Below are 24,473 nucleotides of genomic sequence, written 5' to 3'. Positions count from 1 at the left end.
TATGGATTTCATTCAAGACGCTGCGGATAAGTTGAAATTACTGGGTGACAAAACACGCCTGACCATGCTCTCACTCCTGAAGGATAGAGAATGGTGCGTTTGTGAATTTGTAGATATTCTGGACATGTCGCAACCTGGCATCAGCCAACATCTGCGAAAATTAAAGGATCAGGGTTTGGTTAAAGAGAGCAAACGCGGACAGTGGGTGTATTATTCTTTGAATGTCGAAGATACGCCGTATATTAAACTTGTATTGGAATGCATGCCGGATACAGCGGCTATCCTGAAGTCATTAAACAAGGAAGGGGTATCGTCCAAGTGTAATTAACTTTTTTTGATTTACATATAAGTATATCATTATATAACTATGTTAAAGACAGAGTATTAACGGAAAGGGGGTGAAATGTTTGTTCACGGCAGTGTTGGCAAGCATCATTTTTTTGATCACACTGATCCTCGTTATCTGGCAGCCCAAAAACCTGTCTATTGGATGGTCCGCATGCGGGGGAGCCATTCTGGCATTACTTTTAGGCGTTGTTCATCTTCAGGATGTATGGGATGTTACCCAGATTGTATGGAATGCAACGCTTGCCTTTGTGGCTATCATCCTAATTTCACTTATTTTGGACCGCATTGGCTTTTTTGAATGGGCTGCCTTACATATGGCCAAGGCGGCTTATGGCAGAGGGGTTCGGATGTTTGTCTACGTCTCGATCCTAGGAGCAATAGTTTCCGCTTTCTTTGCCAATGACGGAGGCGCCCTAATACTGACACCGATAGTACTGGCTATGGTACGTGCACTAAACTTTGATGAGAAAAAAGTATTTCCCTTCATTATAGCTAGCGGATTTATCGCCGATACGACGTCATTGCCACTCGTTGTAAGCAACCTGGTCAACATCGTGTCAGCCGATTTCTTCGGTATTACGTTTATGCAGTATGCAGGAAGAATGTTCATACCAAATCTGTTCTCATTAGCTGCAAGCATAGGAGTTCTATATCTCTTTTTCAGAAAGAGCATTCCCAAACGGTTTGATAGCCGTCAATTGAAACCTCCAGCTACAGCCATTAAGGATAAGAAGATGTTTGGGTTGTCATGGATTGTTCTCGGAATCCTGCTCACCGGTTACTTCTGTAGTGAATTTATAGGCGTTCCCGTCTCCCTTGTAGCAGGTGTGGCCGCTATTTTCTTCTTGGTTATGGCTTCCCGCAGCTCTGCTGTGCCGACGAAATCGATTCTTAAGGAGGCTCCTTGGGCCATCGTATTTTTCTCCATCGGCATGTATGTGGTGGTGTATGGTCTGCGAAACGCGGGATTGACGGATCTGCTGGCTGCCGCCATTCAGGCTTTGGCCGATCAAGGGTTGTTGGTTGCAACCATTGGCATGGGCTTTATTGCTGCGTTCATTTCATCACTGATGAACAATATGCCTACCGTCTTGATCAATTCGCTTGCCATTGAAGCAACGACAGCTACAGGAAGCATACGGGAAGCGCTCATTTATGCCAATATCATTGGCTCGGATCTGGGTCCCAAAATCACACCGATCGGTTCCTTGGCAACATTACTTTGGCTTCACGTTCTCAGCACCAAAGGCGTCAGGATTTCTTGGGGCACTTATTTCAGAATAGGTATTATTATTACGGTTCCAACGTTGCTAATTACATTAATAGGCTTGTATTTGTGGTTAAGCATTCTGTAATTCAAAATAGCGAGGAGACGATGGCATGAGCAAAAAAACACTTTATTTTCTATGTACAGGCAATTCCTGCCGAAGCCAAATGGCCGAAGGCTGGGCCAAGAAATACCTGAGTGAGGATTGGAACATTTATAGCGCAGGAATCGAAGCTCACGGTTTGAATCCCAAAGCGGTTGAAGCTATGAAGGAATTAGGCATGGATATCTCCAGTCAGACATCCGATATCATTGATTTCGAACGGCTAAACAATGCAGATCTGGTAGTTACATTGTGTGGTGATGCAGCAGATAAATGTCCAATAACACCTCCACAAGTTAAACGGGAGCACTGGGGGTTCGATGATCCTGCCAAAGCAACAGGTACGGATGAGGAGAAATGGGCTGTCTTCCAACAGGTTCGTGACCAAATCGGACTTCGAATTAAAACGTTTGCGGAAACGGGCAATTAACCATTTATTATTTGCAAAAAGCTTTCTCAGCCACAATCCCGTGGCAGAAAGCTTTTTGCTTATTTATAAGTGAGTACTTATCTGAATGATGTCGTAATTTTATATAGTTATTGTCGTAAGTTCCTATTAAAATTAGATCAGGTCTGTGTTAATTTATAGTTAGATGTCAGAATATCATATAGTATGGAGGTTAATCATAGTGACCATTCGAATAGGTAAAGTAAGCTTATGGCACGTACATGCCTGGGATTATATTAAACAGGCTCAGGAGCATGAAGATACAGTGATGGCTGCTGTGTGGGATGAAGATGCCGAGCGCGGACAGGAAGCAGCCGAACGTCTGAACGTGCCATTCTATGCTTCACTTGAAGAGATGCTGGCACAGGACAACATCGATGCCGTCATTGTGGATGCACCGACACGACTTCATGAAGATGTGATCACTGCTGCAGCGAAAGCGGGCAAACACATTTTTACAGAGAAAGTTATCGCTTCAACCTTGAAGGAAGTTAATACAATCATTTCTGATGTACAGGATAACGGAGTGAAAATGACGGTTTCATTACCTCGTTTGAACGATGGATATACATTAACGATTCAAGATGTACTGAACCAAGGATTGCTTGGTAAAGTGACTTATGTTCGTGTGCGTTTATCGCATAACGGAGCTATTGCCAACTGGCTGCCTGAGCACTTTTATCATCTGGAAGATTGTCAGGGCGGGGCGTTGATTGACCTCGGTTGTCATCCGATGTATCTGACGAATCTGTTCCTGGGTCAAGAAGTGACAGGGGTTAATGCTAATTTCGGATATGTCACCGGAAAAGAAGTGGAAGATAACGCAGTTGCCACCTTATTTACGGATTCCGGAGCGATCGGTGTGGTTGAGGCTGGGTTTGTGAACAGTCATTCGCCATTTGCGATAGAGGTTCATGGTACGGAGGGCACGCTGTTATACGGAACACCGGAGGAGAAGCTGCTGATTCGCACGAATGTCGGTTCGGAGCAACAGAAAGAATGGACGGAGATTCCTTTGCTGGACAGAAGAGAAAGCGCATTCAGCCAGTGGGTATCCCATATTCAAAACGATTCGATTGCTAGCGAGAATTTGCAGACGGCTACTCAGTTAACTCGCCTGATGGAGGCGGCCAACCTTTCTGCGAAGGAAGGGCGTAAAATCTCATTAAAGGATTTACAGGGATAGGATATTGGGAGGTGCTGCATTGAGCCGATATCCTTTTGAGAAAATGCTTGAGCGACAGGATATCCTGGAAAGACTGGATGTCTCGATCCTGTGGGGACACTACGAGATACGGGTTCTGCGATTTCATCTGACTTCTTTTCCGGCAGGCAGAATCGTTGATTTTCATAATCATGCGGAATTCGAACTCCATTTTATCCCGAGAGGGAAAGGAAAAGTCATTCTGGGGGATGAGATGCATCCGCTCTCTGAAGGCATGCTGTATCTAACGGGTCCGGGTCTTGTTCATTATCAGGAGGCGGATTCCCAGGAGGCTATGGATGAATTATGTCTTCACGTGGATATCATCGAACATCCGAGAGAGGGTGTAGATCCATGGGAGGCAGCCGAATCAGAGGAAACGATCGAAAAGCTTAGGACGCTTCCTCTTGCTCCGGTACATGACTATCATCGCGCCATGAACTGTTTCCTAGAAGCATATGAGGCCTGTGACCGTAAACTGATTGGTTATTACACGTCTATTAAGCAGCAGGTAATTAGTATTCTGCTGAAGACCGTCCGAGCCTACGATATCGGGGGGAATCGGGCGGAGGCTCCAGTTCGAGACATGTCTGTGTACAGGTACGATTATGCTATTCAGTATATGGAGGCGAATCATCCCTCCGCGGTAACACTGGAGAATGTAGCGGAGAAGCTGCATATCAGCAGCAGACAATTGCAGCGAATCTTTTATCAGGTACAGCCGGAAATGCCTTTCAGCCGTGTGCTGGAGGATATTCGCCTTCGCGCGGTGTGCCGCAATCTGGAAGAAAGTCATGTTTCCATTGAACAAATTGCCCTGGCTTCAGGGTTTACCAATGCCAATTATTTGCATGCTGTTTTTCGCAAGCGTCTGGGGATGACCCCATCGGCTTTCCGCAAAATGAAACAACCAAACCAAAAGTGAGGGTGATTGGATATGAGTAAAACGTATCGTGTAGGAATTATTGGCTGTGGCGGGATTGCAAACGGCAAGCATCTGCCAAGTCTGAGCAAGCTTGAACATGTAGAACTGGTTGCTTTTTGCGATATCGTTCAGGAACGTGCAGATGAAGCCAAAGAAAAGTATGGCAGTTCCGAAGCACAGGTATACACAGATTATCAGGAGCTACTTCAGGATAAAACGATTGATATTGTACATGTTCTTACGCCGAATATCTCCCATGCTGAGATTTCAATTGCCGCGCTGGAATCCGGAAAACATGTAATGTGCGAAAAGCCGATGGCCAAGACATCTGCTGAAGCGCAAAAAATGCTTGAAGCAGCCGAGCGTACGGGTAAAAAACTGACCATCGGATACAATAACCGTTTCAGAGAAGACAGCTTGTATCTGAAGCAGCTGTGTGAAGCTGGCGAACTGGGTTCGATTTACTTTGCCAAAGCACATGCGATCAGAAGAAGAGCGGTACCAACTTGGGGTGTTTTCCTTGATGAGGAGAAACAAGGCGGCGGACCATTGATCGACATCGGTACACACGCACTCGATCTGACGCTGTGGATGATGGATAACTATCAACCGAAGGTGGTTCTGGGTACAACGTATCACGAGCTTTCACAAAGAGAAAATGCAGCAAATGCCTGGGGCCCATGGGACCCGGAAAAATTCTCAGTTGAAGATTCCGCTTTCGGTATGATCGTAATGGAGAATGGGGCCACAATCATGCTGGAATCCAGCTGGGCGCTCAATTCACTGGATGTGGATGAAGCAAAATGCAGCTTGAGCGGAAGCGAAGCTGGCGCGGATATGAAGAATGGCCTGCGCATCAATGGCGAGAAATTCAGCCGTTTGTACACTAACGAAATTGAGTTGAGTGCAGGCGGGGTTGCTTTCTATGATGGAAAGAGTGAAAGTGCTCCGGATATAGAGATGAGAAAATGGATTGAAGCGATCGATAAAGATCTGGAGCCGGTAGTAACACCTAAACAGGCTTTGGTGGTTTCGCAAATCCTGGAGGCACTCTATGAGTCCGCTCGTACAGGTAAAGCCGTATATATGAACGAATCCAATCAAGCATAGTATGAATTTCAGAAACCTTTGTCCTCATTGGAGGATAAAGGTTTTTTGGTCTTTTATACGCTATCACTTTGTCCAGACCATGCCTTACTTCTGTACGTATGATGAAGAAACATATATGTGGAGGAGAGCATAGGTCATGGCTAAAAACAGAACGGAGAACGGTGTCTCCATCATTGTATGTACCAATCGGGCACAATTTTTTGATAATATTCTGCAAAATTTCAATCGGCAGCGTTATAAAGTAAAAGAGCTTATCATTATTCTGAATCATGACAGCATGAATCTGCAATTATATCGAAACCGGGTTCGAAAACATGCAGATGTTACCGTATATCAAGTTCCAGAAAGAATCTCGCTCGGACAAAGTCTGAATGCTGGGATTACCCGAGCCCGATTTCCGTTGATTGCCAAATTTGATGATGATGACTACTACTCGCCTTATTATTTGAAAGAACAAGTGAATGGACTAAAACGAACGAAAAGCGACATCGTGGGCAAACATTCGTGCCTGGTTTACTTGGGCGCTTCAAAAACACTGCTGGTCAGATCTCCCAAAGAAAAGAACAAACATGTGGAATTTATACAAGGCGGTACACTTCTGTTCAAAAGGGAGATTTTAAAGAAGGTCCGGTTCACGGACCGTTCTATTGGAGAAGATGTAACCTTTCTGAGACAATGCAGAAAAAAGGGTTTCAAAACGTATGCGACGTCGCCATTTAACTATGTATATCACCGGAGACAAAACAAACAAAGTCATACCTGGAGAGCAGATGATCAATTTTATTTGGAAGGAAGCAAAAGGTTAGCGATTACGAAACATTTCAAACCATATGCAGACAAGGAATTCTAGAGAAGAAGAGCAATATCATTGAAGGGGAAAAATTATTTATAGAAGGAATCTTTTTGAAAAAAAAGTGACTTGACTTTTGCAGGTGTTTAAACGGTACTTGACAGCCGTATGGTATATTATTTAAAGGTCTTTTTAATGGTGAGAACATATGATAATCATACAAGATGGGGTGTACGTGATGTTTCAATATAAGGATCAGGAATACGAAGGGGTGCATTTTGAAGGACGGGACTTACGGTATGGAGAACTGATCGGCTGTGTTTTCAAACAGTGTACCTTTATGAATGCTTCAATGGAAGAAATCGAAACAAGCAACTGCCGTTTTATCGAATGTGACTTTAAGGGCGCTTCCATGAATGGTTCCATTCATACAGAATCGGCTTTTGAAAACTGTTCCTTCGGTGGTGCTAATCTGTTTGCTTCCAAATTCAGCTCATGCAAGATGACGGGGTCGGACTTCTCTGGTGCGCAAATGGATGGCATTACCCTGAGTCGGGGCGATTGGTCTTATACGAATCTGAGACATACCCGATTAGGTAAACAGGACTTGCGAGGAATTCGTTTCTTTGAAGCCGATTTTACGGATACGGATTTTACCAAAGCGGATCTGAGAGACTGTGACCTGACAAGAGTGGTTTTGAGCAGAGCGAAACTGCAAGGGGCGGATCTTAGAGGAGCCAACCTGGAAGGAATCGATTTGAAATCATTGGATATCAAGGGTGCACGTTTGGATCGCGAACAAGCGGTTTTGTTTGTACGGTCATATGGGGCAAAAGTAGATTAAGATTAACCTGTTTGCCAATAGATTATGCCAGTATGGTTGAAGTCGATAAACTTCATAACCTGCAGGAGGCCGCCAAACATGGTGGCTTTTTTGGCTTTAAGGAGCGCTGTGGAAGCAGATGTGCAGGAATAGACAGATAAAGAAAAGAAGTAGTAAACTTAACTTTCAATTAAAAGGAGGCTATCATGTCAACTACATTGATTACAGTGATTGCAGTCATTGGTTTTGGAGTTCTAACGGGAGCAATCATTTTGATTACCGTATTTAAACTTGTTCATACAGCTAAAAAGAAACAACAACTTCGAAAAAACATTTTAATGGATGGGACTCCGGCAGAAGCGATTATTCATGACATCATACAGACTTCATCCAGTATGGATGGAAGACCGGGAGTGCGAATGGATCTGACCGTAACCCAAGTGGATGGCAGTACCTTTCCCGCCACTGTAGAGACATTTATTCCGGTTACACATATTTCTCAATTCCAGAAAGGAAATATCATAAACGTAAGATACATAGTTGACGGAAATGAACGAAAGGTTGAGGTAGAGGATGCCTATGTTCCGTGAGTAGGTAAGAAGCCATGGAGAACGTGGCTTTTTTTGTGTTCGAAATGAACTTTTTCATAAAATGAATTTGTTGAAAAAATGCAAAGTGATAAATTTTATTTATCAAGTAGAAATTGAATTTCATTCATGAAAGTTTCATGAGTTCGTTTACATGCCATAAAAAATACCTTATAATTGTCATCGGAAGATCTCTAACTAACTAAAAGTTATCAAGTGATAAAAATATATTAAAAAGACACGAAGAGACGTCATGAAAGAAGGCAATTAGTAAATGAACTCATTTTTTGTGGATTCCAATGGAAACTTGAAAACCTCTTTGAAAGGCAAGGACGTTCTGTCCAATCCGATGTTGAACAAGGGTACTGCTTTTACCGAAGAAGAGAGAAGAGAGCTTAACCTGAACGGCATTTTGCCGCCGATGGTTTTAAATATTGAAGAGCAAGTGAGCCGCGTATATCAGCAATTGCAAAATGAATCGGATAATTTGCGCAAAAGCATTATGCTTAGTGATCTGTTTAACCGAAATATTGTACTATTCTACCGTTTAATGAAGGAACATCTTAGTGAAATGCTGCCGATTGTGTATACACCTACGGTTGGGCAAGCCATTCAGGAGTATAGCAATCAGTATCACAGACCAGGCGGTATATATCTGTCCATTAATGATATGGATGGGCTGGAAGAAGCCTTCCGCAATAGTGGCCTGCATGCGGGAGATGTGGATCTGATCGTGGTGACCGACTCGGAGAGCATCCTCGGGATTGGAGACTGGGGTGTTGGAGGCATCAATATTGCTATTGGCAAACTGGCTGTATACACTGCAGCCGTGGGCATTGATCCAAGCCGTGTACTGCCAGTTGTACTGGACGTCGGAACCAATAATCCCAAATTGCTGAATGATCCATTGTATGTGGGCAATCGTCATGAACGTATTCGCGGGGAAAAATATGATCAATTTATTGAGGCGTTTGTGAAAGAAACAACAAAGTGGTTCCCGGATATCCTGCTTCACTGGGAAGATCTGGGCAGCGTGAATGCCAGAAATATTATTAAGAAATACGGGGAAGAACTCCTTACGTTTAATGATGACATTCAGGGAACGGGCGCTGTCACGCTTGCAGCTATCATGTCTGGAGTTCAGGTGACGGGTGTACCTCTTCGAGAGCATCGTGTTCTTGTATTTGGACCAGGGGCTGCTGGTATTGGCAATGCGGATCAGATTCGTGATGCCATGATGGAAGAAGGTCTTGGGCAGAAGGAGGCAGAAAGTCGGTTCTGGGCCTTCGATTACCGTGGAATTCTTACAGATGAGACGGAAGGTCTGTTCGAATTCCAGAAACCATATGTACGTGAAGCTGCGGAAGTGAAAGATTGGGTATTGAATGAGCAGGGACAGGTCAGTTTACTGGAAGCTGTGAAACAGATTAAACCAACGATCCTAATTGGGACTTCCGGTGTGACTGGTGCCTTTAATGAACAAGTTATCAAAGAAATGGCGAAACATGTGGAACGTCCAATCATTATGCCGATGTCCAACCCGACATCCCTTGCCGAAGCAGCACCAAGAAGTCTGATTGAATGGACGGATGGTAAAGCGTTAATTGCAACAGGTAGTCCATTTGAACCTGTCATGTTTAATGACACTTTATATGAAATCGGTCAATCCAATAATGCTTTTGTTTTTCCAGGATTGGGACTTGGCGCTATCGTTGCAAAAGCATCGAAATTCACCAAAAACATGTTCACCGCAGCAGCGGTGGCCGTAGCTAATTCGGTAGATTCCTCTGCACCGGGTGCTCCACTTCTGCCACGAGTGAAAGAGCTGCAAGCTGTTTCGTTCAAAGTTGCAGTGGCAGTCGCCAAGGCGGCAGTCGAAGATGGCGTCGCGCGTGTCGAGCTCAAGGACGTGGAAGAGGCTGTAAAAGCAGGCATGTGGCATCCGGTATACAAACCGCTGTATGCAGCGTTTGATAACTCAATGAATGCAGAGCAGGTCGCCTTGACCTAAGCACGCATTCCGTGTTAAGTTTCTGATATTAAATTGTTGAGCCTTTAAAGGGGGGATAGAGCGATGACTGAGTTAGAGGTTGTAGATGTTGTTGTGAACCTGTCAGCGAACATGGACATTGACATGGTTCACAACATAACTAATCAGAATCCGGCACTTTATCCTCCTATGCATAGATCATCTTGGCGTTAAGCTCCAGGACGCCAGGTTTCGTCATCGTATAGTCAGGTTGATGTAACGCAAAAAAGCACCGGTGAATTGGGCTTTTTTGCGTTTTTTTTCATTTGAGGATATATTCTCATAACTCTGACAGGGAAAGTGTGTCTTTTATTTCAAGAGTGGATTGAAATTCTGATTATGTTCAAATATAAAGTGAGGGACCATGTCGTGGTAAATACCCGCCCGCTTAACTTTTATATTTCACATAAAAAGGATGATCCTTAATGTCTTTAATCAACGTTACCAACCTAACCTTTGCCTATGATGGCAGTTACGATAATATATTTGAAAATGTGAGTTTTCAGCTGGACTCCGATTGGAAATTAGGCTTTACCGGAAGGAATGGAAGAGGCAAAACGACATTCCTCAATCTGTTGCTCGGTAAGTATGAATACAGTGGAACTATTTCTGCAAATGTCAGCTTTGAGTACTTTCCGTTTCAGGTTGAGAACAAAGGAGCGATGACCCTCGATGTCATTGAAGAGATCTATCCTGAGTATCTGCACTGGCAGCTTGTGCGTGAGCTTAACCTGTTAAAAGTGTCGGAAGATATTCTGTATCGACCTTTCGATTCCTTATCCAACGGAGAGCAAACGAAGGTGATGCTGGCTGCCTTGTTCCTAAAGGATAATCGTTTTTTGCTCATCGATGAGCCTACCAATCATCTCGACATTCATGCGAGAAAACTTGTAAGTAATTATCTGCGCAGCAAAAGTGGATTTATCTTGGTATCCCATGATCGATCCTTTCTGGATAACAGCGTAGATCATATCCTGTCCATCAATAAAAATAACATCGAGATTCAGAAAGGGAATTTTTCCGCGTGGTGGGAAAATAAACAGAGACAAGATCAGTTTGAGCTTGCCAGTAATGAGAAATTAATAAAGGACATCAAGCGTTTATCCGACTCCGCCAAACGGACGGGTGGATGGTCGCATGAAGTCGAAAGAACCAAAAATGGTACGAGAAATTCCGGTTCCAAGGTGGATAAAGGATATATCGGACATAAGGCTGCCAAAATGATGAAACGTTCCAAAAATATCGAGCAGAGGCAGCAATCCGCCATTCAGGAAAAGTCCAAATTGCTCAAAAATATTGAAAATGCAGAACGCCTGCAGATTCATCAACTGGATTATCACAAGAAGGAACTCGTCGAAATGGAACATGTATCCATTGCCTATGATTCCAATGTCGTTTGTAAGGACGTGAGTTTCACGGTTGAAAAAGGGGATCGTATCGCCCTTTATGGTCAAAACGGATCTGGAAAATCAAGCATCCTTAAACTGATTTGTGGTGAGAATATCCCTTATACAGGCCTTTTTCGGAAGGATCACCAGCTTAAAATCTCGTATGTGTCACAGGACACGTCTGATCTCGGAGGCCATTTATCTGACTTTGCAGCCGCTCAGAGTATTGATGAAAGCCTGTTTAAATCCATATTAAGAAAGCTGGATTTTTCCAGATTGCAGTTGGAGAAGGATATCTCAACGTATAGCGCAGGCCAAAAAAAGAAAGTGCTAATTGCCAAAAGTCTCAGTGAGAAGGCTCATTTGCACGTTTGGGATGAACCTCTCAATTTTGTAGATGTCATCTCACGTATGCAAATTGAAGAGTTGCTGTTGGAGTATTCCCCGACCCTTCTGTTTGTAGAGCATGACAGTGAATTTTGCGCAAATATTGCAACGAGAATTATCGAGTTATAAGCAACAGGGAATGTCATAGATACTAAAAGCCGCCGAAAGGCGGCTTTTAAGCTTTCCAGCTACATCCCAATATTTGAGGATGTTTGTCATGTTCAGATATTGGTATGGTGAGGAACTATGCTATAATTTTATAGTCATATCCCAATCAAATGATGGATTATTGAATCAATCTATAGAATAAAGTCCCCAAGAGGTGTAAACCCGTTGAAAAAAGAACTGACATCGATGAAGCAAACGAGACTTAACTCCATCCTGGACGAAGCAACCAAACTGCTGATTGAAAAGCCCAATGCATCCATGAATGACATTGCAGAAGCTGCAAAAATCGGCATTGCGACCCTGCATCGTTATGTGGAGAGTCGAGAACAATTAATGGTTTATCTGGGCTTGCGTGCGATTGAGGTTGTAAGTGAGGCCATGCAAAACATTCATCTGGATGAGGAAAACTGTGAAACGTATATTCCGGAACTGATTGAAGTGCTCATTCCGTTAGGTGATAAAATATTTTTCCTTACTCATGATGCAGCTATTCACTACAACCCTGAGATCGAAGGAGCAGATTCGAAGCTGAGAGAGCCGATACTGCATGCGGTCAGCTTGTTGCAGCAAAAGAATTATTTTCGTCAGGATGTCAATAAAAACTGGATTGTAGATGTGCTATATTCTATCTTATTTCTGACTTGGCAGCAGGTAGTAAGTGGTGATATTGCTCGCAAATCGGCAGCTTCTCTGGTTGTGGATACGTTCTATCATGGCTTCAAAGCCAGATCGTAGCCGCTAATGATATGGAACGATGTATTGTTATATTTGAAGCACGTCTGGTAGTCAACCGTGTCAATGGATACGGAGTGGCTCTAGGCGTGTTTTTTTGCGTGGATAGCTAACGAAAATGCTCCAAAGCATTAAATGGATCTTAAGGGTACATATTCAAAAATTAACAGTGTTCATAATTTAAGATTTTAAACTTACAAAAAAATGATATAAATTTCTAGTAGATTCAAATCATTACCAAATTAAGACAGTGGATTTGTGACAAGGAGGTCGATAATCTGCACTGAGCCCGATACCGTTTCAAGCCGCTTTTGCACGCATTCCATCATATCCAACAGGAGGGATTCCACGCTTTACACCATTATTGTGCCAGTCAACCAGGACTATAACATTCTGAACCTGTTCACCGATTCGCTGCTTCGGACCGTAATCCCGTGAATGGTCGCTCCAATGGATCAATTCATCTACGGTCAGCTGGTTTTGGCCTGTAATCATAAGTGGCATATCGGTATCCAGCGAAATCCCCATACTACGTTTCGGCATCGTTGTGTTATTCCTCATTTCGTTAAAGGTCGTGTGCGTAAATGGCGCGGATACTGCGTTAAAAGAAACCTGATTTGAATTATATTACATAAATAACAGTAATTTAAATAATGTTTTCAATCCGATGAGCTTTTACCGAAAACCTTTTAGGAGTATGTATCACCATGCCAATGCCTTGCCATTATCATGTCGAACAGTATAGGCTATAATGGATACAGTGATTTAGGAAAGGAATGCAATCATGAAGAAAGTCATCGTCATAGGATCAGGAATTCTTGGGGCATCAACAGCCTATCAATTAGCAAAATGGGGTGCAGAGGTCCTTATTATAGATCGGAAAGATCGAGGGCAGGCTACGGATGCCGCTGCTGGGATTATCTGTCCCTGGTTATCCCAACGCCGCAATCAGGATTGGTATCAGCTTGCCAAGGCAGGTGCACGTTTCTATCCCGGGTTGATTGAAGAACTTAAGAGTGAAGGGGAAACGGAAACGGGTTACGCTCAAGTGGGTGCGCTTAGTATTCATACCGATGTGGAGAAACTCAACAAGATGCAGGAACGGGCACATCTTCGTAAAGAAGATGCACCGGAGATTGGTGATATTACCCTGTTGGATGCAAAAGAAACCCATCAGCGTTTTCCTCTACTGGAGGAAACTTTTCAATCTGTATACATCAGCGGTGCTGCGCGTATCGATGGGCGTGCGCTGCGCGATGCCTTGATCCGATCGGCACAGCGAAATGGAGCGGTCCTGATTGATGGGGACGCGACACTTCAACATGAGTCGAATCGGGTAACTGGAGTAGTTGTGGACGGGAAAGTCATATCGGCTGACGAGGTTATTGTGTGTGCCGGCGCTTGGGCCAATGAACTGTTCAAGCCCTTGGGCATTGATTTTAAGGTTCATTATCAGAAGGCGCAAATTATGCATTTGCAGGCCCACGATCGAGAAGATACTGGGAATTGGCCTGTGGCCATGCCTCCTTCGGATCAATATTTGTTAGCCTTTGATCAACAGAAGATTGTGATTGGGGCAACTCACGAAAATGATATTGAAGGCTATGATACAAGAGTAACCGCAGGCGGAATGCAGGAAATATTGAATAAAGGATTGGAACTGGCTCCTGGTTTAGCTGATAGCACGTTTCAGGAAGTGAGAGTAGGCTTCCGTCCGTTCACACCGGGTTTTCTTCCGGTAATGGGTGCTGTTCCTGGTTGGGATGGCTTGATCACAGCCAACGGGCTTGGAGCATCAGGTCTGACGATGGGGCCCTTTATAGGAAGTCAACTGGCCAAATTGGCTCTGGGTATGGATTTGGATATCGATATTCAGCCATATAATATAGGAAAAGCAATGGAAGACCAGAAATGAGGTGAACCATGACATATTCACAGCGTTTAACTCACGGCAGCTCTTCAGATATCATATATCTGGAGCACCAGATTGGCGTTGCAGAGGATGAATTGGCAAAAGCCAAGGAAGAGGAACAGGCATACGAAAGGGATTTGAACCAGTTAAGTGAAGTGCAGAATAGGATTGAAACCATTCGCACCCGTCTGAAGAGCTTGCAAGAGGAATTAGGTAAACTCGAAGATTAATAGGACATTTGGAAATACACATGTTGTAATAAGCCTGAGCTATTTGCAGGGGGACTGTTCGCAGTTGAGAAGGTTAAAACCTGACCCTTTGAACCTGTTAGTTAATACTGACGTAGGGAGCAAATGACATGTACTCATGTTATTTTTTGCCCTTGCCGAAATTTGGACAAGGGCTTTTTGGTGTGTATATTTCATAACAGGAAGCAATAGCGGGATTGCAGATGGGACAATATGATTTGGACAAAGGAGAACTGATCATGTCATTTTCAAGAACGTTAAAAGACAAGACCATAACCGTATGGGAAGATGGATACAATCATCCTTTTTTACACGAGATGGGGAAAGGCACACTGGATCAGGAAGCGTTTAAGTTTTATCTACTCCAGGACTATACATATCTGATTGAATATGCGAAGATTTTTGCGATGGGTGCAGTGAAGGCTGCGGATGAAAAACTGATGACGAACTTTACGGTTATTCAACACGCTATTCTGTACGAAGAAATGGATTTGCATCGGAATTACATGAATGAATTTGGGATAACACTGGATGAACATCATACTGTCAAACCATCTCTTTTCAACAAGGCATATACGTCAAATATGATGAGTGTTGCTCAAACAGGCGGGGTTGCCGAAATCATTGCCGTCATTTTCCCTTGTGCGTGGACGTATTACGACTATGCAACAAGATTAAAAGAACAATATCGCGATTCATTAGAGGGTAATTTCTATCAGACTTGGATCGAAAATTATGCAAGTGATGAATTCCGGAACTCATTCGAATGGTTCTATGATACACTGGATGCATTATGTGAACATAAAACCGAGCAGGAACTGGAGGCCATTGAGGACATATTCAGAAGAAGTGTTGAATTTGAATATCTGTTCTGGGATATGGCGTATAAACGGAAACTCTCGTACTTCTAATGATGAAGTAGACTACAACCAGAGACAAGGATGAACATACAGATGAACAATCGTGGAGAACGCATCTATTTACGGTTTTTGAACATGGAGGACGCGGCATCACTGCTGGATGTACAGCTCCGCAATCGGGCTGTTTTTGAAGAGATCTCGGCAAGTGAACGATCGGAGACATTCTATACGCTGGAGGGTCAGGTCACCCTGCTTGAAAGTTGGAACAAGGCCAGGGAAGAAGGGAAGCGTTATTCTTTCGGAATCTTCCTGAACACGACAAATGAGCTCATTGGGGAGATCTCTCTGTTCGAGCTTGAACTGGATTCCACCCAAAAATGGATCGTAGGTTATGTGCTCGACCAGGCGCACAATGGCAAGGGCTACATGAGTGAAGCCCTTGGGCTAGCACTGAATTTTGCCATGAATGATGCGGGAATCAAACGAGTGGAGGCAGGTGCGCTGCCCGACAATGCCGGATCGATCCGAGTGCTGCGTAAGGCGGGCTTCCAGGAGATGGATCGCCAGAATATTAAAATCAGGGGGATATGGAAGGAACATCTGATGTTTGCAGTGGATTTACGCTAGATGATCAAGATATCGTGACGTGAACCACCGAAATCATCCAGGGGGAACTTATGAATAAACGGAAACAAATGTTATTGGACTCTGCTCTTGTGCTCTTTGAGAAACATGGAGTGACCAGCACCTCCATACAAATGATCCTAGATGAGTCGGGTGTGTCCAAAGGAACATTTTATAAATTCTTTAGTTCGAAAGATGATTGTATTCTTGCTATTCTGGAGCAACGTGTTCAGGAAGACATGATGATTCGCAAAAGTTTGGAGAGTCAAAGCTATGCTTCCGATTTTGATTTACTGGTGGATCAGATTATGATGCCGATGATTTTGCCTGAAAAACAGCGTGTTGTGGAGATATTCTGGACAGGCTTTTATTCTGGAAAATGTGATGTGGCAAATCTGACTCGCATGCAGTTAAATTGGTTATCGGAAAGACTGGTACAGGTATTTGGCGAAGAATTAAAACCCTTTGCTTTTGAAGGAGCCATTTTTTGTTTTGGCATGGTACATCAAATCTCAAATACGTGGAGAAATTTCCATCTCGACCAACCGGATTGGAGTCATCTTGTGCCAAAAGTGCTGAATTATATTGAAATTTTGCTGCGTTCCATGCTGGAAAGACAGGAGCATATTATTGATTTTCCTAGTCTTTCGATGATTGCTCCTGATTCCAAAGACATTGCGCTGGATAAAAACAGCCTGATTGCAGGTCTTCAGAAATTCAGTTATTCCATTCTCCAATCGGAAGTGTCTATTAAAGCGAAAGAACTGACAAAAGGGCTGCTTTGCTTAGTCGAACAGAAAGAGATCAATATTTCCATGTTGGAAGTAACTCTACAGGCATTTCAGACGGAATTTGAATCGGGTTCTCTTCAAGGCGAGGCAGGCAGGATTGTCAAGAATTGCAGATCATATCTCGAACAAATCAGGAGTGTCCCGATGGGGAGCATGAAATGAAACGATAACGCAGCTGATCTTACTTATGTGAGAAGGCTATTATTCATAATTCAATACACAAAAAGCGGCAGATTGGACGTAAAGCATAGGGTCCGGAACTGCCGCTTTTTTGTATAAGATACAAAGCACTCTACACGATGCAATTCATGTAAATGCTATTTTTAATTTGTATTCATGGAGACTTTTTGTCTTACAGGCTGTTTGGAATCGTCCTCTGTTGCCTGTTTGGTACGTTTAATGAAGAAGGAAAGTAACAATCCGAGAACAGCAATGCCGATAATGACAACGTAAGCATCATTAATTCCCTGAATCATGGACTCCATTCCCAACTGCTGCTTCGTTAATCCGTTGGCTGCACCCGTTGCAACCATATCTTGCGCATGTGTCATTGTACGACTGGTCATTACACTCACGAGTAATGAAGTACCAACTGCGCCAGCCACTTGTCTAACAGTATTGGATATCGCTGTACCGTGTGGTCCAAGTCGTGGTGGCAGCTGATTCAAACCTGCCGTTTGAATTGGCATCATGAGCAAGGCCATACCAATTCGGCGACCTGTTGACATTAATACCAGGTAGGTGTAGCTGGTAGAATCGGTCAAATCAATGAACCCGATAGTGGTTACGATTGTGATAACCATCCCGATAATCGCCAGCCATTTTGCGCCAAAACGGTCAAACAATCTACCCGTAATCGGCATCAGGAAGCCCATGACAAGCGCTCCTGGAAGAAGCAATAATCCGGACTCCAATGCAGTGTAACCCCGTGCATTTTGGAGGTATAACGGAAGCAGCATCATATCGGCATACATGATCATCGTGATCGCGATATTAATGATCGTGGTCAGAGAGAACATATTATACTTGAAGGCCCGCAGATCGAGCAGGGGATTTGCAGATGCAAGTTGTCTCCATGTGAATAGTCCAAGAGAAACAACTCCTGCTGCAAGGCATATGATGACTTCTGCACTTGACCATCCCAGACTTCCCGCCCGGCTGAAGCCATACAGTAATGCACCAAATCCAATCGTGGACAGCAATACACTGAGTGTGTCGAATTTGGTATTGACTCGTTCCGATACATTTTTGAGGTATACAAACGCAAAACCAATAACGATAACGGTTAGTGGAATCATTCCGTAAAACATCGTTTGCCATGTGTAATTTTCAAGAATATAACCAGCAAGGGTCGGCCCAATCGCCGGAGCGAAAATGATGGCAAAACCGACCATGCCCATTGCGGCGCCCCTTTTCTCAGGAGTGAACAAGGTTAGAATGACATGCATTAACAATGGCATGATAATACCAGCACCGGCTGCTTGAACCATACGCCCAGTCAACAGTGTACCGAAATTACTCGCAAGGGCAGATATAATCGTACCGATGAGGAAAATAAACATCGAAGCTTGAAATAATTGCCGTGTCGAGAAGCGTTGCATGAAATAGGCCGTGATGGGAATAAGTACACCATTCACTAGCATGTAACCTGTTGTAAACCATTGGGCTGTTGCTGCTGAGATATTAAAATCGCCCATCAGCTCCGGAGTTGCCACACTCATTACGGTTTGGTTCAATGTGGCAAGAAATGCACCCAAAATCATAACAAACAGTATGGGGCCCTTTTTTACGTCATCTCTTTCTTTTAATCTAGCCTGGCTCAATCCATTCCATCCTTTCAATCCACACGTGACTAAATTTACAACGTGTTGTATAGTTTACATTGTATCTATTGAATTATATACATATTCCCGAAGAATACAATTTACGATTTTAGGTGTTTTCGTTGCTTATTTTACGGAAAAATAAAATATGTAGTCTAATTCGCAAATAAACGACTGATCATTTAAAATTGTAATTTTTAAAATTTGAGGAGGGGATTTTGCGATGAAAAACGAAAAGAAGTCTGCTACAGATCCTCGTATACTTCGTACGAGGCAGTTGATTCGTGATGCTTTTGTAGATCTTTTGCAGGAAATGGACATCGAAAAATTGTCGGTCAATCGGATTGCAGAACGAGCGACGATCAACCGTGTGACCTTCTATCTGCATTATCGGGACATCACAGACATGATGGAGAAAATGGCGGACGAGATGATCGAGCACATTGAACGGATCGTGGACGAGTATGCTCCTCCCTTAGAGGATGCTGCCAAAGACGATGGTTGGCCTGTACTTGTTAAATTGCTTGAACACTTTGCCGACCATTCCAAATTCTATCGTGTTGTTCTTGCCTCCAGACGCACACCCATTTTTACGGAAAGGCTCTTGAAATTGTTAACAAGACTCGTATCGGCCAAGATTGAAAGTTTGGAGATAGGAAGTTCTCTTGCACAAGCGGGTATTCATAAGGAGATCGCCATCTGGTACAGTTCCTCAGCCCTGATAGGAACCATTGTATCCTGGCTTCGCAATGACATGCCCTATGCACCACATTTTCTTGCCAAACAGTTTTCTTTAATTCGGGCTTATTCTTACAATGATTTGATATAACCAAAAAAACATCAACGATAGTCAGGATCAACTATACGCGGATGTCTTTTCAACGGATTATAAGATGGCTATTCACCTGCCGGAGTTCGTAATATCATATACAGCCCAATGAGTGCTGCAAGTGCACCAAAAATGATGCCTGACAGTCCATTGTAAAAGGTGGGATCTCCTTTGTATGTGAATGACATAATCGCAGTTTGTGTCAAGGAAAGGGAGATCAAGGATGAGGAGAAATTTGTCAGCTTGATAGCTTCAATGACTGGCTCATTATTCCGTCTCGCCATAATGGCGCCCCCAAGAGATACCGCAATTTCGGTAAAAGTAACGGCAGCTATGATGAAGGCAACATAGTGAGGATAATGTGTTCTGCTGCTTGCAACAAATAATAATTTACTGCAATAAATGATGTACACCACACTTGAAGCGAGTACAATATTGCCTATAAATCGGTATGCAGCGTATTGTTTTTTTAGGATTTCCTCCGGGCTGGAATCATCAAGATTCGAGTCCTCATGTGCTTTTGCTGCGAAATACTTGGCAACAGCAATGCCGATATTATAGAAGGCGTTAATGCATAAAAAGAAAGAGAGGGAGTAGATCCCCAAAAATATTTTTCCAACTGCGATAAGGGCATTAAGTGGAATAGATAATTTTGCAAAGTAGACAATGCGATTATTTTTAACTTTAAAGACAGATTCTCCTCTATTCAATGGACGTATCCAATTCACTGTATCCCTCCCGAACGAACCCATGTGCAAAAAAAATGAACCTCGTGTTCAAGCATACCATAGTAAACCATATGGTCCACGTATTCGGTTTAGACATGTTCATTCCTAGTGATATGGAACTACATGGAAGGGAACCGAATTTATTCTTAATTTTCATCATTAAATGTACGAATAGTATAAAAATACACCTTAAATTATACATATTTTGAATTTAGTTCAAAAGTTTCATTTCAAATAATATACGGTTGGTATAAAATGGGTTGTGCGCTGAACTGTCAATTCATGTGCCGACAAAGAAAAATAGTTCGAGAGGCGGTGTTTGGATGTACAAAGAAGTGATTCGTGTTCACGACATAAGCAATTTCCAGTCAAGATCGGAGGAGTTTTTCCCAATTCACTGGTTTCGGAAAATGTTGTCGGAGAAACCTGTCTACTATCATGAGGATACGGACACCTGGAATGTGTTCAGGTATGACGATGTTAAGCAGGTACTAAGCAATCATGAATTTTTCTCATCCGAAGGCTCAAGAACAACCATATCCGTTGGTGCCAAAAACAAGGAAGGTACACCCCCGGACAAAATGAATATTTCGAGCATCGATCCCCCGCGACATCAAAAAAGCCGTTCGCTGCTCTCTGCTGCATTTACACCGCGCAGCCTGAAAAACTGGGAGCCACGGATTCGGAACATTGCAACTCAACTGGTCGAGGACATCGAGCTCGATACAACGATCGACATCGTACAAGCTCTGGCAACACCTTTGCCGTCAATGGTTATGGCTGATTTGTTGGGTATCCCGCTAACAGACAGCCATCGCTTCAAAAGCTGGGTAGACATTCTGTTTCAACCTGCAAATAACGAAAATGCAGAGGAAATGGAACTGAAAAAACAGGTCGCAGCGCAGGAGTATTACCAGTTCCTGTACCCTATTGTCGTTCAGAAACGGACTCAGCCTGGTGACGATATCATTACGGATCTGCTGAAGGTGGATGTGGACGGCGAGAAATTTTCCGATGATGAGGTTGTTCGGACCACAATGCTTTTGCTCGGAGCCGGTATTGAAACAACCAGTCACATGGTATCCAGTACATTTTATTCTTTTCTCTATGATGACCCCAACTTGTATGTTCAATTAAGAGAGAACCCTGAGCTTGTCCCACTTGCAGTGGAAGAGATGCTTCGTTATCGATTTCATAATGCCAAGCGGCATCGGACGGTTAAGAAGGATAATGATCTGTTGGGTGTGCAACTGAAAAAAGGGGATGTTGTCATCTCATGGATGAGTGCGGCGAATATGGATGAGAACGTATTTGAGAATCCGTTCGAATTGAATATTCATCGTCCTAATAACAAAAAACATCTTACCTTTGGAAATGGTCCACATTTCTGTCTGGGTGCTCCACTGGCGAGAATGGAATTGAGTATTGCTTTGACCGCATTTGTAGAAAGGGTGCCCTTTATCGAATCGGTTGAATCATTTGAATTGGAAAACCATCTTACCGTCTCGGCTCCAGGTCAGTCCCTGACCTACTTGCCCGTGAAGATTGGGCACTAGGAGAAAGGCGAATATCATACTTCTCATACAAAAAGCCGAGATTGGATGCCTAACAGCATCCGATCTGCGGCTTTTTATATCGTTTAAGCCATTGGCTTTGATTCAACCGTGGCAGAGAGTCAAGGGGATAAATTCGCGCAAGTAGGAGCTGCAGCAATGTTGGCTGAATATATGCTTAAGCTAGATATGATAGTACATATGACAAAACAGCTATTTATGTGACAGAGTAGGGGAAGGATTTCACGGGTTACCATACAAATAGATATGAGAAAATTACATTAGGGGAGGTGCCGATGACTCGGCGTGGTCTTCTTTCTGCGTCATGTGCTTATTTTCGTCAGGAGGGGAAAACGACCGGGCAAAATGCTGCTGCTCCTTCATGAGCAAATCGACTTTGTGGTGCAGATGGTCTAACTTTTTATTGTAATGCTTGTAGGTATAGAATCCAATTACAGCCTTGATCGCAAAAAAAATAACAGCTGCCGCAATAATCAAGATATAGTTAGAAGCAATATGCCTGATCCAGCTATTGATTTCATTTATCACGTATAACCTTCCTTTCACTAGAAATGCAGAAATACAGATTACTCTATTCATTGCCTTAGTTACAGGAAAAATTACGTGGAAAATGTTCTCAAATGAGAGCTGAGGTACCAGGATTACACATGGTATCATTGTGTTTATTCCTGTTATTCAGTAAAATTATTTTTAATTTAACTTTTCCAAAGGAGAGCAGAATCGTGCTGGAACTTAGCTTTAACGACCCGGAAAAACTAGTAAGTGTCACTCATGCCTTGTCGACGCGTTCCCGGATTGACATTCTCCAGCTTTTGAATGCAAACAAGCTAAACATTATCGAAATCGCCGAGGCGTTGAACCTGCCAGTGTCGACGGTAGCCAACCATATTAAAGTGCTGGAGGCCGCCCATTTAATACATACAGAAATGCTTCCAGCTTCGCGCGGGGCCATGAAGGTTTGCAGCCGCAATTATGATGATATTCATATTGCCCTGGACAGGGTGAGTTCCTTTCCCCAACGGGATACGAATGTCTATGAAGTTCATATGCCGATAGGGCATTACAGCGATTGTGAGGTTGCGCCAACATGTGGTATGGCGAGCACGGAGGAAATGATTCTGAAGGAAGACGACCCGGCAAGCTTTTATCATCCCAAGCATATTGATGCTCAGATCATCTGGCTGGCAAAAGGGTATCTGGAATATTTGCTTCCGATGGATATTCCGCAAGGTGCAACGATTGAAGCTTTGGAATTGTCCATGGAAATCTGTTCTGAAGTAGCAACCTATAATAATGAGTGGCCTTCGGATATTTCCGTTTGGGTCAATGGCACTGAGATCGGGATGTGGACAAGTCCCGGAGATTTGGGTGACCGCCGTGGCAAACTGAATCCGGCATGGTGGTCTGATGGTTCCACACAGTACGGCATGCTCAAAAAATGGCGAGTGGACGACAGCAAGACCATGCTGGACAAGGAGAAAATTTCGGATGTGTCCCTGTCCGATCTTCATCTCGAGGATAAACACAAGTTAAGATTACGAATTGGAATCCATCCGGATGCCAGACATCAGGGCGGTATGAATCTGTTCGGTAATGAATTCGGAGATCATGAACAGAACATTATGATGCAGGTAAAGTATACGATGAATGCGGGCGATAAGGATGCGAGATATGCCAAATAACGGTACCTCATTTATCGTGAGTATCGAGCGTTTCAAACCTCACTTGTTTCATCTGGAGCAGGGCGAGGGCTTATTCAAGTCCCATTCACATGCTTATGATGAACTCACACTTATACTGGATGGAGAAGGGTATTACAGTTCGCCTGAGCAGAATGTCAAAGTGGGTGCGGGTGACCTCATTATGATTCCGCCAGGGCTTCATCACGGTTGTGTGAGGGCACCGGAAATCCTTTTTTTGAATGAAAAATGGTACATATACTATACGGCTAATGATAGTGGAGGGGACGATTCACGGCGAATTTGCGTACTGGAGAATGAAAGTTTAAATCCCATGGAAGGTGACTGGGTATGGAAGGGGGCACTGGAAACTCCTGTCCCCGGTCTGGATGGCACCGTGTTGAAGAGGGGGAGCGAGCTCTATTTTTTGTACGCAGGTTATGGTCATTTTCCGGACTATGGGTCAGCGATCTATATTATGAGGATGTCTGACCCTTACTCTATAACGGGATGGACCAAATCCTTGCAGCCTGTTTTTCGAAAAAGTATTGAAAATAATGTATATGCCACACGGCACAACAGTTTTACAACGTCACCGGATGGTCTGGAGGACTGGATTGTATATCATGCTTTTCCTGCACCGGGTGCAGATACCGGTTTACGGGCAACACGCATTCAAAAATTTGAATGGAACGGCGATGGTTCACCTGATTTTGGTGTGCCTTTCAGCGATGATCATGCGCTTCAACTTCCATCGGGAGAGTGAAACATAAGGCTCGAGAATTGTGTATAAGTGTGCCTATAGTTACAAGTATTCTGTAATTAAAAACAAAACAAGTGAATAATTTGATGGAAACGCGTGCGGTCATTCATGGAATAAAGCAATACTTCTATTGCCATTGAATTCATGTGAAGTGTATTAAATCAGCGGTATTTCAGCTATTTTACAGTTACTCATTTAGTTTTTTTATGTATCTTGAAGAAAACAATCAGGAATGGAAAATGTATTTTGTTACAATAAATTAGATTGAAAGCGTTGACATCTAATTATTGTGTAACTATACTTTGAGTCGAATACAGAAAATTATAATTCAGG

General features: G+C 43.3%; 25 protein-coding genes and 1 riboswitch. Of the genes, 21 read left to right on the top strand and 4 right to left on the bottom strand.

What is annotated here, in order from left to right; translation table 11 throughout:
• Position 1 precedes the first annotated feature (1 nt).
• The 12 genes from P5G61_RS28540 (at position 2) to P5G61_RS28485 (ending at position 12,312) form a co-directional block, all read left to right on the top strand.
• Positions 2–328, top strand: coding sequence for an ArsR/SmtB family transcription factor (locus P5G61_RS28540; protein ID WP_285077010.1), 327 nt, complete (start codon positions 2–4; stop codon positions 326–328).
• A 79-nt stretch (positions 329–407) separates the two neighbouring features.
• Positions 408–1,703, top strand: a complete 1,296-nt coding sequence (locus tag P5G61_RS28535) for an arsenic transporter (protein WP_301249632.1) — start codon at positions 408–410, stop codon at positions 1,701–1,703.
• Between the two features lie 25 nt (positions 1,704–1,728).
• A complete protein-coding gene (arsC, locus tag P5G61_RS28530; RefSeq protein WP_301249630.1) occupies positions 1,729–2,148 on the top strand; it encodes an arsenate reductase (thioredoxin) in 420 nt (139 codons plus the stop codon).
• 199 nt (positions 2,149–2,347) lie between these two features.
• Positions 2,348–3,352, top strand: coding sequence for a Gfo/Idh/MocA family protein (locus P5G61_RS28525; protein WP_301249629.1), 1,005 nt, complete (start codon positions 2,348–2,350; stop codon positions 3,350–3,352).
• Between the two features lie 19 nt (positions 3,353–3,371).
• Positions 3,372–4,295 carry an AraC family transcriptional regulator gene (locus P5G61_RS28520; RefSeq protein ID WP_024634223.1) on the top strand — a complete coding sequence of 308 codons (924 nt, stop codon included), beginning with the start codon at positions 3,372–3,374 and terminating at the stop codon, positions 4,293–4,295.
• Positions 4,296–4,307: 12 nt separating this feature from the next.
• The gene (locus P5G61_RS28515) at positions 4,308–5,405 is read left to right on the top strand and encodes a Gfo/Idh/MocA family protein (RefSeq protein ID WP_024634224.1); all 1,098 of its coding nucleotides are present in this window, start codon (positions 4,308–4,310) and stop codon (positions 5,403–5,405) included.
• 136 nt (positions 5,406–5,541) lie between these two features.
• The gene (locus P5G61_RS28510; RefSeq protein ID WP_301249628.1) at positions 5,542–6,255 is read left to right on the top strand and encodes a glycosyltransferase family 2 protein; all 714 of its coding nucleotides are present in this window, start codon (positions 5,542–5,544) and stop codon (positions 6,253–6,255) included.
• Positions 6,256–6,433: 178 nt separating this feature from the next.
• Entirely contained in the window at positions 6,434–7,039 is a 606-nt protein-coding gene (locus tag P5G61_RS28505) for a pentapeptide repeat-containing protein (RefSeq protein ID WP_301249657.1), read from the top strand.
• A 185-nt stretch (positions 7,040–7,224) separates the two neighbouring features.
• A complete protein-coding gene (locus tag P5G61_RS28500) occupies positions 7,225–7,608 on the top strand; it encodes a hypothetical protein (RefSeq protein ID WP_301249627.1) in 384 nt (127 codons plus the stop codon).
• 271 nt (positions 7,609–7,879) lie between these two features.
• The gene (locus P5G61_RS28495) at positions 7,880–9,616 is read left to right on the top strand and encodes an NAD-dependent malic enzyme (protein ID WP_301249626.1); all 1,737 of its coding nucleotides are present in this window, start codon (positions 7,880–7,882) and stop codon (positions 9,614–9,616) included.
• A gap of 443 nt (positions 9,617–10,059) precedes the next feature.
• Positions 10,060–11,538 (top strand): Lsa family ABC-F type ribosomal protection protein, encoded by a 1,479-nt coding sequence (locus P5G61_RS28490; protein WP_301249625.1) that lies wholly within the window; start codon positions 10,060–10,062, stop codon positions 11,536–11,538.
• Between the two features lie 204 nt (positions 11,539–11,742).
• Positions 11,743–12,312, top strand: a complete 570-nt coding sequence (locus P5G61_RS28485) for a TetR/AcrR family transcriptional regulator (protein ID WP_024634349.1) — start codon at positions 11,743–11,745, stop codon at positions 12,310–12,312.
• A 297-nt stretch (positions 12,313–12,609) separates the two neighbouring features.
• On the opposite strand, the gene P5G61_RS28480 is transcribed toward P5G61_RS28485, so the two are convergent.
• Positions 12,610–12,852: a hypothetical protein gene (locus tag P5G61_RS28480; RefSeq protein WP_301249624.1), complete on the bottom strand. Its 243-nt coding sequence runs from the start codon at positions 12,850–12,852 to the stop codon at positions 12,610–12,612.
• Positions 12,853–13,093: 241 nt separating this feature from the next.
• Between P5G61_RS28480 and P5G61_RS28475 the strand changes: the two genes are divergently transcribed.
• The 5 genes from P5G61_RS28475 (at position 13,094) to P5G61_RS28455 (ending at position 16,906) form a co-directional block, all read left to right on the top strand.
• On the top strand, positions 13,094–14,224 hold the full coding sequence (locus tag P5G61_RS28475) for an NAD(P)/FAD-dependent oxidoreductase (RefSeq protein WP_301249623.1): 1,131 nt from the start codon (positions 13,094–13,096) through the stop codon (positions 14,222–14,224).
• 8 nt (positions 14,225–14,232) lie between these two features.
• On the top strand, positions 14,233–14,451 hold the full coding sequence (locus tag P5G61_RS28470; RefSeq protein WP_024634358.1) for a hypothetical protein: 219 nt from the start codon (positions 14,233–14,235) through the stop codon (positions 14,449–14,451).
• Between the two features lie 37 nt (positions 14,452–14,488).
• A riboswitch (TPP riboswitch) is annotated at positions 14,489–14,587 on the top strand.
• Between the two features lie 121 nt (positions 14,588–14,708).
• Entirely contained in the window at positions 14,709–15,380 is a 672-nt protein-coding gene (gene tenA / locus P5G61_RS28465; RefSeq protein ID WP_301249622.1) for a thiaminase II, read from the top strand.
• A gap of 42 nt (positions 15,381–15,422) precedes the next feature.
• Complete coding sequence (locus tag P5G61_RS28460) at positions 15,423–15,956, top strand: GNAT family N-acetyltransferase (RefSeq protein ID WP_301249621.1); 534 nt, start codon at positions 15,423–15,425, stop codon at positions 15,954–15,956.
• Between the two features lie 50 nt (positions 15,957–16,006).
• On the top strand, positions 16,007–16,906 hold the full coding sequence (locus P5G61_RS28455) for a TetR/AcrR family transcriptional regulator (RefSeq protein ID WP_301249620.1): 900 nt from the start codon (positions 16,007–16,009) through the stop codon (positions 16,904–16,906).
• Between the two features lie 161 nt (positions 16,907–17,067).
• Here the strand turns inward: P5G61_RS28455 and P5G61_RS28450 are convergent, their stop codons facing one another.
• Entirely contained in the window at positions 17,068–18,507 is a 1,440-nt protein-coding gene (locus P5G61_RS28450; RefSeq protein WP_094938594.1) for a DHA2 family efflux MFS transporter permease subunit, read from the bottom strand.
• Between the two features lie 283 nt (positions 18,508–18,790).
• On the opposite strand from P5G61_RS28450, the gene P5G61_RS28445 reads away from it, so the two are divergent.
• On the top strand, positions 18,791–19,396 hold the full coding sequence (locus P5G61_RS28445; protein ID WP_024634363.1) for a TetR/AcrR family transcriptional regulator: 606 nt from the start codon (positions 18,791–18,793) through the stop codon (positions 19,394–19,396).
• A gap of 68 nt (positions 19,397–19,464) precedes the next feature.
• Here P5G61_RS28445 and P5G61_RS28440 read toward each other — a convergent pair whose 3' ends face one another.
• On the bottom strand, positions 19,465–20,124 hold the full coding sequence (locus P5G61_RS28440) for a hypothetical protein (RefSeq protein WP_301249619.1): 660 nt from the start codon (positions 20,122–20,124) through the stop codon (positions 19,465–19,467).
• 323 nt (positions 20,125–20,447) lie between these two features.
• On the opposite strand from P5G61_RS28440, the gene P5G61_RS28435 reads away from it, so the two are divergent.
• Positions 20,448–21,680, top strand: a complete 1,233-nt coding sequence (locus P5G61_RS28435) for a cytochrome P450 (RefSeq protein ID WP_301249618.1) — start codon at positions 20,448–20,450, stop codon at positions 21,678–21,680.
• 273 nt (positions 21,681–21,953) lie between these two features.
• Here the strand turns inward: P5G61_RS28435 and P5G61_RS28430 are convergent, their stop codons facing one another.
• Positions 21,954–22,226: a hypothetical protein gene (locus P5G61_RS28430; protein WP_301249617.1), complete on the bottom strand. Its 273-nt coding sequence runs from the start codon at positions 22,224–22,226 to the stop codon at positions 21,954–21,956.
• A gap of 194 nt (positions 22,227–22,420) precedes the next feature.
• Here P5G61_RS28430 and P5G61_RS28425 point away from each other — a divergent pair, with 194 nt between their 5' ends.
• Positions 22,421–23,380 (top strand): ArsR/SmtB family transcription factor, encoded by a 960-nt coding sequence (locus P5G61_RS28425; protein ID WP_301249616.1) that lies wholly within the window; start codon positions 22,421–22,423, stop codon positions 23,378–23,380.
• Positions 23,370–24,143, top strand: a complete 774-nt coding sequence (locus P5G61_RS28420) for a family 43 glycosylhydrolase (protein ID WP_301249615.1) — start codon at positions 23,370–23,372, stop codon at positions 24,141–24,143. Before P5G61_RS28425 ends, P5G61_RS28420 begins: the two co-directional genes overlap by 11 nt.
• Positions 24,144–24,473 lie beyond the last annotated feature (330 nt).

It is taken from the genome of Paenibacillus vandeheii, assembly GCF_030433635.1.
In the GTDB taxonomy this organism is placed as follows: Bacteria; Bacillota; Bacilli; order Paenibacillales; family Paenibacillaceae; genus Paenibacillus; species Paenibacillus vandeheii.
Note: the sequence above shows the minus strand (reverse complement) of the source record. Positions and strands in the feature narration are given on the sequence as shown.

Coding starts and splice junctions, on each gene's coding strand:
- P5G61_RS28540 (WP_285077010.1), top strand. CDS start 2: ATGGATTTCATTCAAGACGCTGCGGATAAGTTGAAATTACTGGGTGAC.
- arsC (WP_301249630.1), top strand. CDS start 1,729: ATGAGCAAAAAAACACTTTATTTTCTATGTACAGGCAATTCCTGCCGA.
- P5G61_RS28515 (WP_024634224.1), top strand. CDS start 4,308: ATGAGTAAAACGTATCGTGTAGGAATTATTGGCTGTGGCGGGATTGCA.
- P5G61_RS28510 (WP_301249628.1), top strand. CDS start 5,542: ATGGCTAAAAACAGAACGGAGAACGGTGTCTCCATCATTGTATGTACC.
- P5G61_RS28505 (WP_301249657.1), top strand. CDS start 6,434: ATGTTTCAATATAAGGATCAGGAATACGAAGGGGTGCATTTTGAAGGA.
- P5G61_RS28500 (WP_301249627.1), top strand. CDS start 7,225: ATGTCAACTACATTGATTACAGTGATTGCAGTCATTGGTTTTGGAGTT.
- P5G61_RS28495 (WP_301249626.1), top strand. CDS start 7,880: ATGAACTCATTTTTTGTGGATTCCAATGGAAACTTGAAAACCTCTTTG.
- P5G61_RS28490 (WP_301249625.1), top strand. CDS start 10,060: ATGTCTTTAATCAACGTTACCAACCTAACCTTTGCCTATGATGGCAGT.
- P5G61_RS28480 (WP_301249624.1), bottom strand. CDS start 12,852: ATGCCGAAACGTAGTATGGGGATTTCGCTGGATACCGATATGCCACTT.
- P5G61_RS28475 (WP_301249623.1), top strand. CDS start 13,094: ATGAAGAAAGTCATCGTCATAGGATCAGGAATTCTTGGGGCATCAACA.
- P5G61_RS28470 (WP_024634358.1), top strand. CDS start 14,233: ATGACATATTCACAGCGTTTAACTCACGGCAGCTCTTCAGATATCATA.
- tenA (WP_301249622.1), top strand. CDS start 14,709: ATGTCATTTTCAAGAACGTTAAAAGACAAGACCATAACCGTATGGGAA.
- P5G61_RS28460 (WP_301249621.1), top strand. CDS start 15,423: ATGAACAATCGTGGAGAACGCATCTATTTACGGTTTTTGAACATGGAG.
- P5G61_RS28455 (WP_301249620.1), top strand. CDS start 16,007: ATGAATAAACGGAAACAAATGTTATTGGACTCTGCTCTTGTGCTCTTT.
- P5G61_RS28450 (WP_094938594.1), bottom strand. CDS start 18,507: ATGATTTTGGGTGCATTTCTTGCCACATTGAACCAAACCGTAATGAGT.
- P5G61_RS28445 (WP_024634363.1), top strand. CDS start 18,791: ATGAAAAACGAAAAGAAGTCTGCTACAGATCCTCGTATACTTCGTACG.
- P5G61_RS28435 (WP_301249618.1), top strand. CDS start 20,448: ATGTACAAAGAAGTGATTCGTGTTCACGACATAAGCAATTTCCAGTCA.
- P5G61_RS28420 (WP_301249615.1), top strand. CDS start 23,370: ATGCCAAATAACGGTACCTCATTTATCGTGAGTATCGAGCGTTTCAAA.